Raw genomic sequence first — 13,631 nt, forward strand, 5'->3', positions numbered from 1 at the left:
AAAAGCTGCCGTGAGGTGCCCTGTCCCTTTACTGACTTTGACGATTATTGCGTAAACGCATGTTGCAACGCAGAAACCGCGGCAGCCGGATCGGCGGCCTCGGTCACGGCGCGCACAACCGCGGCGCAGCCTACACCCGTCGCCAGCACCTGGGGCAGCACCTGCAGATCGATCCCGCCGATCGCCACCAGCGGCACGACGCCGTCGAGCAGGCGAACATACCGCGCCAGACGCTTGAGCCCCTGCGGTGCGGTCGGCATGACCTTGGTCGTGGTCGGGAACACGGCGCCCAAAGCAATATAGCTGGGCTGGAAATGCAGTGCTTTCAGAATCTCGTAGAAACCGTGCGTCGACAGGCCAAGCCGGATGCCGGCGCTGGCAAGCGCTGACAAATCGGCCGTGTGCACGTCTTCCTGGCCCAGGTGGACGCCGTAAGCGCCCGCTTCCAGCGCCGCCTGCCAGTGATCATTGATGAAAACCTGGGCATCGTGCTCGCGGCCCGCAGCGACAGAGCGGGCGAGTTCGCGCTTCAGTTCGTCGGCGGGTTGGGCCGATTTGCGGCGCAACTGGATTGTCTTTACGCCGAAAGCCGCCACCCGTTCGACCCATTCCGCGGTCGGCAGCACCGGATACAGGCCGAGCCGGTCGGGACAACGCGCGAAAGCTTGCGCCGGCGCGGCCGGTAGGCCGGTCAGACGCGGGAAGCGGGCGATATCGGCCGGAAAGGCGTCGTCCGCATGGGTTTCGTCGCCGTCACGCCAGGCCAGAGCCAGCACCAGTGCGTCGTGCGGATCGAAACCGCAGTCCAGAAACGCCGCCAGCGCGGGTATCCAGTCTTCCGCCAGATGGCCTTCCAGCCCGTATTTCTCGCCGCCCAGATGGAGCGTCGCCGCATTCTCGGCTGCGACGATCACGCCGGCGCCCTGCACCTGCCAGCGCGCCACCTGCTCGCCGTGCTGTTGCGCGTCGGCGACAACGATCAGGTCGCCGCCGTTCGGCTCGTCCGGCGCGGTCAGGCAAATGCGCCACGGCGCGTGCGTCGGCGGCCAGTCGCCCAGACGGGCGCGGATCCGCTCGGCGGCTTCGGTGAGTTCATCGGCGGGCGGCCAGAAGAGGTCGCGGCCGGTCAAAGGCAAAGTTTGCGTCATGCAGCACTCCCGTCTTGATGCCAGAACGGCATGCCGACCACCGGCGTGCTCGCGTGCGCGCTTTCGCGCTCGGCCATCGGCCCCGCCAGAAAAGCCTGGCGGCCCGCTTCGACGCCCAGCGCAAAGGCGCGCGCCATCGCGTCAGGGTGCGTTGCCTGCGACACGGCGGTGTTCAGCAGCACGCCGTCGAAGCCCCACTCCATTACCTGCGCCGCGTGCGACGGCACGCCGAGGCCGGCGTCGACGATCAGCGGCACATCCGGCAGGCGTTCGCGCAACACGCGCAGGCCGTACGGATTGATCACGCCCTTGCCGGTGCCGATCGGCGCGCCCCACGGCATCAGCGCCTCACAGCCCGCGTCGAGCAGACGGCGGCCGATCACGAGATCTTCGGTGCAGTACGGCAGCACCTTGAAGCCGTCCTTGATCAACTGCGTGGCCGCTTCGATCAGGCCAATCGGATCGGGCTGCAACGTGTAGTCGTCGCCGATCAGTTCGAGCTTGATCCAGTCTGTTTCGAAGATTTCACGCGCCATGTGCGCGGTGGTCACCGCCTCGCCGACCGTCAGACAACCGGCGGTATTGGGCAAAAGCGGCACGCCGTGGCGCTTGAGCAGGTCGAAGAAGCCGGCTTCGGCGCCGCCTTCGTTCATCTGCCGGCGCAATGCAACGGTCACCATCCCGGGCCGCGCCGCGTCGATCGAATCGGACAGCGATTGCAGCGAGGGATAGCGCGAAGTGCCGAGCAGCACGCGGCTCACGAAGGTTTGGCCGTACAGCGTGAGCGCGTCGGCGGTTTGGGGGGCAGTCATTTGCATAATCCTGGTCTCCGGCAAGGCGTGGTGCGGGGCTTAGCCGCCAGCCACGGGTTGCACGACATCGAGCTTGTCGCCCGGGCACAGCGCGCGCGCCGCATGCTGCGTGCGCGCGACAAAATCGCCGTTCAGTGCGACCGCGAACGGCGGACGCGCACCGAACGCGGCGAGCGCATCGGCAACAGTCGCGCCTTCGGGCAGCGACAACGGCTTCTGATTGATATGAATGTCCATGGTGTTCGAATACGGTTCAGTCAATAGCGGTAGCGGCACGTGCTGGCTTGCCCCGCGGTTATTTCATCCGCGGATGCGCAACGCTCATGCCGGTTCCCGCGCGGAGTCCAGTTGAAACAGCTCGCTCCAGCGCGCGGCGCCTTGCCAGCCGGCGAAAGCATCGGCGTCGCCGATGCGGCCGTCGAGCAGCGCCGCGGCAAAGCGCACGGCTTCGTCGGCGACTTCGGGCACGATCATGTAGCCGTGCCGGTACAGGCCGTTCACGCGCAGCGTCTGCGCGCCATCCCACAGCAAGGCCGGACGGTGGTCCGGCAAAGTCGGGCGGCACTGCGAATTCAATTCGAGGATGCGTGCCTCGCCGAAGCCGGGATGCACGGAGAACGCCGCGCTCAGCAACTCGAGCGCCGAGCGCACGCTGACCGGCGACATGTCCTCGCCTTCTACCTCGGTCGCGCCGATCACGTAGAGATCGTCCTGCTTCGGCGCGATATACAGCGGATAGCGCGGATGCAACAGGCGCACCGGCCGCGTCAGCCCGATACCAGGCGCATGGACCCGGGTGACTTCGCCGCGGATGCCGCGCAGCGTGGGCAGCACGGGTTTCGCCCCCAAGCCCCGGCAGTCGATCGTGACGCGCGCAGGCGGCAGCGCGTGATCGTCGACCGGCGTATTCCAGTGCGTATCGACACCGCGCTGCGCCAGACCCGCAGCAAGCGCGGCCAGCACCTGACGGTTATCCAGTTGGCCTTCATGCGGTAGCAGCCAACCCTGATTGAAGCGGCCCGCCAACGCGGGTTCGGCCGCACCGAGTTGAGCGCCGGCCAGTGTCACAAAGCCGCCGTCGAGCAATTCGGCAGGCGCGTTCGAGCGCACGCGGCGCTCGAACAAAGGCGCTTCGGTCCGGTCGGCGTGATGCCAGACAACGAGCGTGCCATTACGCTGGAAGAACACGGGTTCGGGCAATTCGGCCAGCACTTGCGGCCAGGTCTCGAGCGAGCTTGCGCCGAGACGCGTGATCAGCAATTCAGCGCTAGCGGCTTCTGCCAGCGGCGCCAGCATGGCGGCGGCGACCCAGGCCGCAGCTTGCGAGCCGGCGGCGTCGCCGCGCTCGTAGAGCGCCACGCGATACCCTTCACCGGCAAGACGCCATGCGACCAGACGCCCGCACAGCCCGCCGCCGAGCACCGCGAAATCAGGTTGAGCAGGACGGTTCATCGCGCCCACTCCGAGCCGCAACGGCCGGCAACGCTAAAACAGCACGGCGCATCAACATAAGCGGCTGGAGCGCGGCGAGCAGTAAAACACATGTATGAAGAATAGGCGGTCATCGAGTCCTTTCTGTACGGCCCAAAAACGCACGTACCCAGGACGAAACCGGCGGGTGAGGCCGGCCGGGCAAAACGCGCGTCCCAATAGCGGACGCCGCCCGGCGGGGAATGGAAGACTGGCTGCTTCCGGAAACTTCCCGCGCCGGTATTACCCGGATCGGGTGCAAAGGGTCTCTCTCAGCCTCGCCGCCGCTGCATGAGAATCACGCAGCCTGTGGGCAAAGCACCCCTGTTTCGTCGAAGGTCATTAGACCATAAAAGGCGCAACGCCCGCAAACCAATGGCCCATGCAGTCGCGCTGCATTTGATCCGGCACCATCTTTCGGTCCGTCAATATGGCCGGAGCCGGCGCTCTGGCACAATGCCAGCACCGGATACTGCGGGGTCGCCTGGCCGCATGCGCGGCGTCGAGGCGGGGCCGCTGAGTGGAAATTAATTTTCACTTAAGGGCCTCGCGCCAGAATCAGGCGCTCACCCGGACGTGGGTTCGTCGAGCATGACGCCCGGGGCACGTACCGCAAACCGCCGTGGGGTCGGCCCGAGATGGGCCGGCCAGATGGGCCAGCACTTCATCAGGATGCTCATGACACCGAATACCGCTTCCAGCCCCGCGCTGCCGCCGGACGAAAAAGTCTCCGCCTGGAGCCTGATCAAACCTTACTGGGTTTCCGAAGAACGAAAAACGGCGTGGGGGCTGCTCGTCGCGATCATCGTGATGAATCTGCTCGTCGTGTGGATCAACGTGCGCCTGAATCGCTGGAGCGCCGACTTCTACAACGCGCTGCAGACCAAGAACGTGCACGACTTTCCGCACCTGCTGATGGTGTTCACCGGGCTCGCGTTCGGCTTCATCATCCTTGCCGTGTACGGCCGTTATCTGCGCCAGATGCTCGGCTTCCGCTGGCGCCAGTGGCTGACCACGCGTTATCTCAACGAATGGCTGCGCGACAGCGCCTTCTACCGGATCGAACGCGACCGGCTCGCCGACAACCCCGACCAGCGGATCAGCGACGACCTGCAATCGTTCGCCACCACCACGCTCTCGCTAACGCTCGACCTGCTCTCCACGGTCGTCACGCTGGTCTCGTTCATCACGATCCTGTGGTCGCTGGCCGGCGCGCTGACCATTTCGCTCGGCGGCATGCCAATACAGATTCCCGGCTACATGGTGTGGGCCGCGGCGCTCTACGCAGTAGTGGGCTCGCTGATCATCCAGAAGGTCGGCCACCCGCTCGTGCCGATTAATTACCAGGCGCAGAAAGTCGAGGCGGATTTCCGTTTCGGCCTGATCCGTCTTCGTGAGAACGCCGAACAGATCGCCTTCTATAACGGCATGGAAACGGAGAAGACGAACGCGCACACGCTGTTTGGCCGCATCCGCGACAACTGGTGGCAGGTGATGAAGTACACCAAGCGGCTCACCTTCGTGCTGAGCTTCTACGGCCAGATCGCGATCATCTTTCCGATCGTCGTCGCCGCGCCGCGCTACTTCGCAGGGGCCTTCACGTTCGGCGTGCTGATGCAGATTTCGAGCGCATTCGGCACCGTCAGCGATTCGTTTTCGTGGTTCATCAATAGTTACGGCACCCTCGTCGAGTGGCGCGCCACCGTGAACCGGTTGCGTGAATTCAAGCGCATCGTGCATGCGCCGCGTCTGAAGGAGTCCGTGTCGCCGGCCACCGCGCATGGCGGCATCAACCTGCATTTCGTCGACGAAGACCGGCTTTCCACAGACGGCCTCCAGCTTGCGCTGCCGAACGGCAACCCGTTGTCGCGCATCCGCGATATCGCGATCACACCAGGCTCACGCTGGCTGGTGCGGGGTCCGTCCGGCTCGGGCAAGAGCACGCTGATGCGCGCGCTCGCCGGCTTGTGGCCGTTCGGCGACGGTTCGATCGACGCACCCGTCAACGCGCGCATGATGTTCATCCCGCAGGTCAGCTACATGCCGATCGGTACGCTGAAGGCCGCGCTCACCTATCCGTCCCCCGCGGACACCTACACCGACGAAGAATGCCGTGAAGCGCTCGTCACCTGCCATCTTTCGGAATACGCCGAGCGCCTGCAGGAATCGGGGCACTGGACGCGCATCCTCTCGCCAGGCGAACAACAACGCCTCGCCGGTGCCCGCGTGCTGTTGCACAAACCGGACTATCTGTTCCTCGACGAAGCGACCAGCGCGCTCGATGCGGAAAACGAAGCGCGTCTCTATCACCTGTTCACCGAACGGCTGCCGAAGGCGGCGATCGTCAGTGTCGCGCATCGCGAATCGCTGGCGGCGTTCCATGGCGACACGCTCGACGTCGAGCGCTCGGGCGAACCGATCGCCGCATAAACAGCATCAGCAACATGCACAGCGAGAGCGACATGAGCCGAGCCGACGACGCGAACAGCGCGACTGACATGAGCGACTCCGGCTTCGATCGGGTCGTCCTGATCACCGGCGCGGGTTCCGGCATCGGCGCGGCATTGGCACGTCGCATCGCCGCGCCGCGCACCGCGCTGATGCTGCACGCACGCGGCGCCGACGACGAAGCGCGTCAGCGTCTCGCGCAGGTCGCCGCCGATTGCAGCGCGAACGGCGCGCGCTGCGCGACGGTATGCGCCGATCTGGCTGAACGCGGCGCGGCTGAGCACGTGATTCATCAAACACTCGCGCAGTTCGGCGCGCTGGACCAACTGGTCGCGAATGCCGGCCACGCGCAACGGCAAACGCTCAACGCACTCGACACGGATGCGTTCAACGCCGCCTTCGCCGCAATGCCGGCCGCCTTCGCCGCGCTCGTCAAGCGAGCCACGCCGGCACTGGCGACGTCGGAGCGGGGCCGCGTGGTTGCACTCAGTTCGTTCGTCGCGCATCGCTATCGCGTCGATGCGCCATTCGCCGCTACGGCGGCCGCGAAAGCGGCACTCGAATCGCTGGCCAAAACCGCCGCCGCCGAACTGGCGACGCATGGGGTGACCGTCAATTGCGTGGCACCCGGCTACACCCGTAAAGATCGCGGTCCAAGTGCCGATAATGCATCGGTGTGGACTCGCGCCGCTGAAGCAACGCCGCTTGGCCACGTCGCCGAGCCGGCGGATATCGCCGCGTTGATCGCGTTCCTGCTCTCCGACGAAGCGCGCCACATCACCGGCCAGGTGATTCATATCGACGGCGGCCTCACGCTCGGCTAGGCGGAACGCCGCTCGTCAGCGCAGTGAGGCCGCACGCCTATTTGCGAGACCTTGCTGCGAGCCGTTGCCGCGAGACCTTGTGCGCCGCCGGCCCACACGTCGCAACATCCGGAAACACACGAGAAGAGTTCGAAAGCATTTGCGAAGCGGGCAAGCTGTTCCCTGCTTTGAAAAAACCTTGCAGCAGCGACGATAGTCGTGCGGGCCGTACCCTCTCCGGTCCGCCACGCCACTCACTGCTACTGGACTCTCCGCACATGTCATTCGATCGCCGCTCCCCTCCTTTGACCCAGCGCGCAGCGCTCGTTCTTGGCGCAGCCCTGCTGCTCGCGAGCGCCACGCACGCGGCGCTTGCCGCCCAGCCCACCGAACCCGCGGACGTTTGCCCCGCGCTCAAACATATCGTCAGTGCTCCCGACTTCAAGCAGTTGCACGCGCAACCCGCCGCGCAACTGCCGGGGGTCTCAGCCGTGGACGACTGCCGCGCCAACGCGCACGCCTACGATTGCCACTGGCGCGCGCACTGGCAAGCCGACGGCGTGGTCAACGATCCGCTCGAGGAATTCGGCGCCGATATCGCCGCCTGCTTTCCGAACGTCGTGCACGACGTCAACACGCCGACGCGTCAGCATTTCATCGTGACCACCGATGACCGGCGCGTGAACGTCACGGCCAGCGTGCAAGGGCAAAACGAACTGCGCCTGCGCGTCACGCGCTGAGCGTGGACCCTGCTTGCCGCGGGCCGTTACCGTTACCCTGCACCGCTATTCGCAGCGCTCCTTTGTGACGCCGCATATCTTCACCGCTACCAGGCACCGCATCATGACCTCCATGCCACGCTTGCGCGCTCACGCTTTCACGGGGGCCCCTTTGGCCGCGTGGGTCATGTTGCGGCGGCCCGGTGCCCGGCTCGCTGCCTCGGCGTCCCTCGCGTTAGGTCTGAACGGCTGCGCGTGGACGCTGATCTCAGCGGCCGACGCCACCGGCTCCGTGATTCAGGCCGGCTACGCGATCGCGGCGAACTACTCGTCGCCGACCTTCGTCAACGGCCGGCGGGCGGACGTGCACAACGTCTGCATCGAAGTGAATCAAACAGTATCGGTTGGCGATTTCGTGCCGGCACTGCAGCTCGCGCTCGACCGGCGCGGCATTCGTTCGGACGTCTACAATCCGGGCACCTCGCCCGCCGGATGCGAGGCGCGTCTCGTCTACAACGCGGCGATCGATTACGGTCGCCGCTCGTTTAGCGACGAAACGATCCAGTATCTGTCGATCATCGATCTGACGCTGATCCAGCACGGGCGCATTCTCGTCACCGCGCGCTACCAGACCGGCGGCCTCAATACCGACCGCTTCTCCACCGCATCGACCAAACTCAATGGTTTGATCGACAAGATGGTGATCGATCAAACCGACCTGGAACGGCAACCGATGCAAACGATGCAGACATCGCTGGCAAACTAGAAGAAGCAGACCTGCCTGCTTGCTTTCTCTTACGCGAGAAAGGATTCGAAAGCGTTACGTGCTTTGCGCCGCTCGCGCGGATCACTAAGATGACCTGGATGAACCAATCCATTCTGGTCGTCGACGACGACCCCGTCGTCCGCGAGCTCGTCAGCGAATATCTGCTAGGGCGTGGCTTCAATGTGTCCACGCTCGAACACGGTATGGCGCTGCAGCGCGCGTTGCAAAACGAGCGCCCCGCGCTGATCGTGCTCGACATCATGATGCCGGAGCTCGACGGCATCAGCGCGCTGCGCGCATTGCGCGTCGCCGGTGACGATATTCCCGTGATCCTGCTGACCGCGCGCGCCGATCCGATCGACCGCGTGATCGGCCTCGAACTCGGCGCCGACGACTATCTCGGCAAGCCATTCGAACCGAGCGAACTGGTCGCGCGGATTCGCACGGTCCTGCGCCGCCGCGGTGCGATTGCGCCGAGCGCGCCGGAGCAACGCGCGCCCTATCGCTTCGGCCGCTTCGAGGTGAATTTTCCGGCGCGCGAACTGCGCCGCGATGGCGAACGCATTCCACTGCGCTCAAGCGAGTTCGCGATGCTCAAGGTATTCGTCACTCATGCGATGACCGTACTCACCCGCGCACAGTTGCTGGAGAAACTACACGGCAATAGCGAGGCGCATCGCAATCGCAGCCTTGATGTATCGATCTGGCGCTTGCGGCGGCTGATCGAGGTGGACCCGTCCGAGCCGCGCTATGTGCAAACTGTGTGGGGCCGCGGCTACGTGTTCGTACCGGACGGCGAAATCGGCGCGGCGGAACGCAACGCGGCGCCGCTTTCGTAAAACCGGCGAGAGCGTGCCCCGGCGTGTCGCGCTGCTCGCGCGCGCACCGCGATCGACGTCAGAAAGTCAGCACGCTCAGAAACATTCTTTGCAGCCAGCCCATCGTGGTGGCGTCGGACACCATCCCCACGCCGGCCTGCTCGATACGTGCATTGGCGACCTTGCTCGACGCGACATAATTCCCCGCTTCGATATCCTTCGGATTGACGATACCCGACAGGCGCAAGCGGTCGCGATTGCCGCTCATCGCGATGACCTTCTCGCCCGACACCACCAGGTTGCCGGTCGACATCGTGCCGATCACGGTCACAGCGAGTGTGCCGGTCATGCCGCTGGTGTCGGTGAGACTGCCCTGTCCTTTGTAGTCGGTGCTGGCCGAGCCGACGTTGAACAACCTCGCAAGCCGCGCAGCGGCGTTGGTCGACTGATCCGCAGCGGTCGCGGTGATGCTGCTCGAGCGGCTCGCGGCCGCGGTCGAGCTATTGTTGCCGCTGTACGACTCCGACAAACGGATCGTCAGCACGTCGCCGATATGCTGGGCGCGCGGCGTTTCGTAAAGCAGCAACGGCGCGCCGGCCTGATAGATCGCCCCCTGCGTATTGACGTTCAGCGGCGCCGACGCGATCGGCGGCGACATCGGCGTTTCAACGATTGACGGTTGCTGGCTGCTGCCGCAAGCCGCGAGACAGGCCGCAGCGCCTAGCGCGACGGTCAGACGTAGCGCAGTCATAGTTGCTCCTTGGCCGGATCGGCCGGAATGAAAACAAACCGTGCGGTCGCGCTGCCAATGCTTCGCTCAACGACGCAATCGACGCCACGCGTGATCCCGCAAACAGCGCGGCAGACGAGGCGGCACATCACCCCGCCTCGGCGCCGCTTGCCTGCCACTGCCGCACGACGGATTTCACCCATGCGTCCGAGCCCTTCAACAGATAGGTGAGCGTGCCGTTGCGCGTTCCCGGCAAAAAACACAAGGTAATCGAACTCACCGCGTTGTCCCACACGTAGACCGGCAGCACGCCTGGCGACGACACGCTTTGCGTCACCAGACGCGGCGCGCCATAACGGTCCGCGAGCGCGTCGCGCAAGTCCTCGGCGGTGATCTCGTCGATCACAAAAGAAATCTCGTACAGACGCAGTGCGCTCTGGCCGTCGACACGCGCAAAACGCAGCACGTGCTCCAGTGCCGGCGCGCCGTCGACGACTGCTTGCGACACTGCCCAGCCGTCGTCGGAACGATGCGCCCAGCGGCACGCAACCGTCAGACTCTCGTGTGATTTCAGCCGCATGCCGAGCGCGCCGGCCTGCACGTCCGTCTCGCAGACAGGTACGCTGCCAACCGGCGTGGCGCGCACGGTCGAGCCGGCGCGAAATTCGTCCAGCGTGGTGCCGAGCGCAATGCCGCGAAACGCGAACGGCATGTCCTGCGAACGCCGGCGTGCCTCGGGAAAAGTGCTCTTCGACGCAGCACCGGCTGCGTTCGCGTCGCGCGCGACCGGCTGCGCCTGGGCCTGCGCCTCGCCGGCCAACGGAAACATGCCGCCCAGCAGCGTCAACGCAAAGGCAATCCGTTTGAGTGTCATGATTCAGTCGATGGCGGATGAACACATGTCGAACGGTGTGGCCGCGGCATGGCCGACGACCGGAATGATTTTCAGCGTGGCCGACGTCAGCCGGCACGGCAGCGCGGCAACGGCGCAGCCGCCGAGTGGCAGCAGCGCCGCGCCGAGCGTCAACCACGCAGCGACACGGACGAAGCGGTCAGGAATGCTTGAGGTCGACACACGGGCCTCGATGCGTCAGGCGGTCGTGTTGACGTGATGTCCGACGAGCCCAGACGGCAGCGAGGGCGACGACGGCTGCGCCTCGCTAACGGACTCCGGTGCCTGCGGCGTCGCCGCCGCGTTGTTTGAAGTTGCGGGCTTTTCCGCCGCCGACATGGGGGCGAGCGAAGAAAAGCGGGTTGAACCGAGATGGCTGTGAATGGTCATGATGAGCCTCGCATGGCGCTAGGTTTCGATTTCACGCCGCTTGCCGTGGGCCCAAGGCGTTAGGCTGTTTTTGACATGCGACGCAACGTACTGCACGACGAATCATCTCGCCGCACAGGCGGTAGCGATGCACGAAGGAACGCGCGCTTTCCGGCGGTTCTTACGACCCGTTGCGACCCATTGCCGGCGGTAGCAATTGGGGGCGGATTGGTCATGTGGAGGCGTTCAAGCGATGTAAAACGACTGCAGCGCCGCGCTTCACCCGGTCGGAGCATTACTCACCCATTACCCGCGCATTGCCAAATATGTGGCCTTGAAATGGGCGGTGAGCCTTTGGTGGCGGGACTGACACCCGAATCGGCAAAGACGGTGCGAGTTTAGGTAAGCATTGGTAAGAAAACAGTCGGGCGTGCGTCGCGCGGGCCAGTCTAGAATTTCGCCATGAATCCACAGGTCCTTATCGTCGACGACGATCCGGTCGTACGCGATCTGCTTTGCAAGTTTCTGCAGACGAACGGCTTCGACGCGTCGGTGCTGCACGACGGCACCCATTTGCAACGCCGGCTCGAACGCGAACGGCCGTCGGTCGTCGTGCTCGACATCATGATGCCGAACACCGACGGCTTACGCGCGCTCACCGCACTGCGCGCCGCCGGCGACGACATCCCGGTGATCTTCGTAACGGCGCGCGGCACGGTGGCCGACCGCATCGTCGGGCTATCGCTCGGCGCGGACGACTACCTGACCAAGCCGTTCGACCCTCGTGAGCTGCTCGCGCGCATCCACACGGTGTTACGCCGCCGCGGGCCGTCCACCACGAGTGCGCCGGAAGCCCGCAAGCCGTATCGCTTTGGCCCGTTCGAACTCGACTTCGCCACCCGCTCGCTGTCACGCGACGACGCGAAGCTGCCGCTGCGCGACAGTGAGTTCGCGCTGCTAAAGATTTTCGTCAACAATCCGTACAAGGTGCTGTCGCGCGTGCTGATTCACGATCTCGTGCATCGCGACAACCTCGCGTTCCGCGACCGCAGCCTCGACGTGCCGATCTGGCGCCTGCGCCGCGTGATCGAAGACGATCCGTCCAACCCTTGCTACGTTCAGACGGTGCGCGGCAAAGGCTACGTGTTCGTACCCGACGCCGACGGCACCCCATTCGCCGACGAGGCTGCCTCAAGCGCATGAGAAACCCGCTGAACACACTGTTCGGCAGAATGGCGTTGCTGTCGACAACGGTGTTGTTCGCGATTCAGGCCGGCTGGTTCGTGCTGGTGGTGATGCAGCCGCCGCGTCACGAAATCGACGGCTTCGCGCGCGGCATTCTGCTGGTGCTGCAAGCCATCAACGGCGAGCCGATGAAGGGCGCCGCGCTTGCGCCCGCCATGCGCGTGCATCTCGTGCCCACCTGGAACATGCCGTCGAGCGTCCATCTGCACACGCCCTCCGCCCATCCGCTGGTCGAACTGAGCCGGCATTTGCGCGAGAACCTGCCGCCCGGCACGCAGATCGCCGTCGACGACTTGCATCCGCCGCAGTTATGGGTACTGCTCCCCGGCAAGTCCAACTGGGTTGTCGTGCCGGTGGACGTCCCCCCGCGCCCGCGCTTCCTGATCGAATCCATCTCGATGCTGGCGGCCGCGCTGATCCTCTCGCTGTTCGCGGTCTGGCAGATGCAGCGGCCGTTGTCGCGCGTGGCCGACGCGGCCCGAGCATTCGGTTCGGGCGGCCGGCCAGAACCCGTGACGGTGCAAGGCCCGCGCGAGTTGCGCGATCTGATCGGCTCCTTCAACGACATGATGCGGCGCCTGAATGAGGCCGGCGACGACCAGGCGGTAATGCTGGCCGGCGTCGCCCACGATCTGAAAGCACCGCTGACGCGGCTGAAGTTGCGCGCGAGCGTACTGGTCGCGGAAAGCGAGCGGGCCGGCCTGATCCGTGACGTCGATTCGCTGACCAACATCGTCCAGCAGTTTCTGGAGTTTGCCGGCCAGTCCGCTGATGCGGGGCCGCCGGTCGAAGTCGACGAATTCCTGCGGGAACAGTTTTCCGCCAGCGACAGTACCGAGACACCGCTGTTCACGCTCGATCTGCGCGCCGGTTCGTCGTTCGCGTTGCCGCGCACCCTGCTCGACCGGCTGGTCACGAATCTCGTCGACAACGCGCTCGAGCACGGCTCACCGCCGGTGGACATCGCCACGGCGCGCAACGACCGGCATTGGATCATCAGCGTGCGCGACCACGGCCCGGGCATTCCCGACGACCGTGTCGCGGCGGCGATGAAACCGTTTGTACGGCTCGATGCCGCGCGCGGCGGCGAAGGCCATTGCGGTCTGGGTCTCGCGATCGTCGCACGGCTTGCGCACGATCGCGGCGGGCGCTGTCAGGTAGGCAATCATGCGCAAGGCGGGCTGGAGGTACGGATCGAATTGCCGGTTGCGCCGGCACAGTCATGAGTAAGGTTGGGAAGGTCGGGAAGGGCTGAGCGGGCTTCGCAGGTACGAGCGCTTACGCGTCCTTACTGAACGGATTTGCGCAGGCGTTGTGGCCTTATAGTCGCCCCCGGCAACCTCGATGCCGCCCTTCTCTGTCCGCCCGGTTACATGGGGCGGACTTTTTTTCGTCTGTCCCGCCGGCGTGT

General features: G+C 65.1%; 15 protein-coding genes and 1 riboswitch. Of the genes, 7 read left to right on the forward strand and 8 right to left on the reverse strand.

Translation table 11 applies throughout. From position 1 onward, the window contains the following. Nucleotides 1-44 precede the first annotated feature (44 nt). From thiE to GH665_RS19385, 4 genes are all read right to left on the reverse strand, one after another. The gene (thiE, locus tag GH665_RS19370) at nt 45-1,148 is read right to left on the reverse strand and encodes a thiamine phosphate synthase (RefSeq protein ID WP_153137601.1); all 1,104 of its coding nucleotides are present in this window, start codon (nt 1,146-1,148) and stop codon (nt 45-47) included. Further along, complete coding sequence (locus GH665_RS19375; RefSeq protein ID WP_153137603.1) at nt 1,145-1,960, reverse strand: thiazole synthase; 816 nt, start codon at nt 1,958-1,960, stop codon at nt 1,145-1,147. Before GH665_RS19375 ends, thiE begins: the two co-directional genes overlap by 4 nt. Nucleotides 1,961-1,999: 39 nt before the next feature. Continuing rightward, nucleotides 2,000-2,197, reverse strand: coding sequence for a sulfur carrier protein ThiS (gene thiS / locus GH665_RS19380; protein WP_153137605.1), 198 nt, complete (start codon nt 2,195-2,197; stop codon nt 2,000-2,002). 84 nt (nt 2,198-2,281) lie between these two features. Beyond that, nucleotides 2,282-3,412, reverse strand: coding sequence for an FAD-dependent oxidoreductase (locus tag GH665_RS19385; protein ID WP_153137606.1), 1,131 nt, complete (start codon nt 3,410-3,412; stop codon nt 2,282-2,284). Nucleotides 3,413-3,642: 230 nt separating this feature from the next. Then, nucleotides 3,643-3,766, reverse strand: a riboswitch (TPP riboswitch). Between the two features lie 342 nt (nt 3,767-4,108). On the opposite strand from GH665_RS19385, the gene GH665_RS19390 reads away from it, so the two are divergent. The 5 genes from GH665_RS19390 (at nt 4,109) to GH665_RS19410 (ending at nt 9,005) form a co-directional block, all read left to right on the forward strand. Continuing rightward, a complete protein-coding gene (locus GH665_RS19390; protein WP_153137608.1) occupies nt 4,109-5,860 on the forward strand; it encodes an ABC transporter ATP-binding protein/permease in 1,752 nt (583 codons plus the stop codon). 68 nt (nt 5,861-5,928) lie between these two features. Next, nucleotides 5,929-6,702 (forward strand): SDR family NAD(P)-dependent oxidoreductase, encoded by a 774-nt coding sequence (locus GH665_RS19395; RefSeq protein WP_153138592.1) that lies wholly within the window; start codon nt 5,929-5,931, stop codon nt 6,700-6,702. 257 nt (nt 6,703-6,959) lie between these two features. Then, nucleotides 6,960-7,421: a hypothetical protein gene (locus tag GH665_RS19400; RefSeq protein ID WP_153137610.1), complete on the forward strand. Its 462-nt coding sequence runs from the start codon at nt 6,960-6,962 to the stop codon at nt 7,419-7,421. A 103-nt stretch (nt 7,422-7,524) separates the two neighbouring features. After that, nucleotides 7,525-8,166 carry a hypothetical protein gene (locus tag GH665_RS19405; protein ID WP_153137611.1) on the forward strand — a complete coding sequence of 214 codons (642 nt, stop codon included), beginning with the start codon at nt 7,525-7,527 and terminating at the stop codon, nt 8,164-8,166. A gap of 98 nt (nt 8,167-8,264) precedes the next feature. Further along, entirely contained in the window at nt 8,265-9,005 is a 741-nt protein-coding gene (locus tag GH665_RS19410; protein WP_028199621.1) for a response regulator, read from the forward strand. Between the two features lie 58 nt (nt 9,006-9,063). On the opposite strand, the gene GH665_RS19415 is transcribed toward GH665_RS19410, so the two are convergent. The 4 genes from GH665_RS19415 to GH665_RS19430 form a co-directional block, all read right to left on the reverse strand. Further along, nucleotides 9,064-9,735, reverse strand: coding sequence for a flagellar basal body L-ring protein FlgH (locus GH665_RS19415; RefSeq protein ID WP_153137613.1), 672 nt, complete (start codon nt 9,733-9,735; stop codon nt 9,064-9,066). Between the two features lie 127 nt (nt 9,736-9,862). Continuing rightward, nucleotides 9,863-10,588, reverse strand: a complete 726-nt coding sequence (locus GH665_RS19420; protein ID WP_153137615.1) for a hypothetical protein — start codon at nt 10,586-10,588, stop codon at nt 9,863-9,865. Between the two features lie 3 nt (nt 10,589-10,591). Next, a complete protein-coding gene (locus GH665_RS19425; RefSeq protein WP_153137617.1) occupies nt 10,592-10,789 on the reverse strand; it encodes a DUF6726 family protein in 198 nt (65 codons plus the stop codon). A 15-nt stretch (nt 10,790-10,804) separates the two neighbouring features. Continuing rightward, complete coding sequence (locus tag GH665_RS19430) at nt 10,805-10,996, reverse strand: hypothetical protein (RefSeq protein WP_153137619.1); 192 nt, start codon at nt 10,994-10,996, stop codon at nt 10,805-10,807. 441 nt (nt 10,997-11,437) lie between these two features. On the opposite strand from GH665_RS19430, the gene GH665_RS19435 reads away from it, so the two are divergent. Continuing rightward, complete coding sequence (locus tag GH665_RS19435) at nt 11,438-12,178, forward strand: response regulator (protein ID WP_153137621.1); 741 nt, start codon at nt 11,438-11,440, stop codon at nt 12,176-12,178. Further along, nucleotides 12,175-13,446, forward strand: coding sequence for an ATP-binding protein (locus GH665_RS19440; protein WP_153137623.1), 1,272 nt, complete (start codon nt 12,175-12,177; stop codon nt 13,444-13,446). The genes GH665_RS19435 and GH665_RS19440 overlap by 4 nt, the downstream gene beginning before the upstream one ends. Nucleotides 13,447-13,631: the final 185 nt, after the last annotated feature.

This window comes from Paraburkholderia agricolaris (assembly GCF_009455635.1).
GTDB classification, from domain to species: domain Bacteria; phylum Pseudomonadota; class Gammaproteobacteria; order Burkholderiales; family Burkholderiaceae; genus Paraburkholderia; species Paraburkholderia agricolaris.

Coding starts and splice junctions, on each gene's coding strand:
- GH665_RS19430 (WP_153137619.1), bottom strand. CDS start 10,996: ATGACCATTCACAGCCATCTCGGTTCAACCCGCTTTTCTTCGCTCGCC.
- GH665_RS19435 (WP_153137621.1), top strand. CDS start 11,438: ATGAATCCACAGGTCCTTATCGTCGACGACGATCCGGTCGTACGCGAT.
- GH665_RS19385 (WP_153137606.1), bottom strand. CDS start 3,412: ATGAACCGTCCTGCTCAACCTGATTTCGCGGTGCTCGGCGGCGGGCTG.
- GH665_RS19420 (WP_153137615.1), bottom strand. CDS start 10,588: ATGACACTCAAACGGATTGCCTTTGCGTTGACGCTGCTGGGCGGCATG.
- GH665_RS19375 (WP_153137603.1), bottom strand. CDS start 1,960: ATGACTGCCCCCCAAACCGCCGACGCGCTCACGCTGTACGGCCAAACC.
- GH665_RS19415 (WP_153137613.1), bottom strand. CDS start 9,735: ATGACTGCGCTACGTCTGACCGTCGCGCTAGGCGCTGCGGCCTGTCTC.
- thiS (WP_153137605.1), bottom strand. CDS start 2,197: ATGGACATTCATATCAATCAGAAGCCGTTGTCGCTGCCCGAAGGCGCG.
- thiE (WP_153137601.1), bottom strand. CDS start 1,148: ATGACGCAAACTTTGCCTTTGACCGGCCGCGACCTCTTCTGGCCGCCC.
- GH665_RS19395 (WP_153138592.1), top strand. CDS start 5,929: ATGAGCGACTCCGGCTTCGATCGGGTCGTCCTGATCACCGGCGCGGGT.
- GH665_RS19440 (WP_153137623.1), top strand. CDS start 12,175: ATGAGAAACCCGCTGAACACACTGTTCGGCAGAATGGCGTTGCTGTCG.
- GH665_RS19400 (WP_153137610.1), top strand. CDS start 6,960: ATGTCATTCGATCGCCGCTCCCCTCCTTTGACCCAGCGCGCAGCGCTC.
- GH665_RS19410 (WP_028199621.1), top strand. CDS start 8,265: ATGAACCAATCCATTCTGGTCGTCGACGACGACCCCGTCGTCCGCGAG.
- GH665_RS19390 (WP_153137608.1), top strand. CDS start 4,109: ATGACACCGAATACCGCTTCCAGCCCCGCGCTGCCGCCGGACGAAAAA.
- GH665_RS19405 (WP_153137611.1), top strand. CDS start 7,525: ATGACCTCCATGCCACGCTTGCGCGCTCACGCTTTCACGGGGGCCCCT.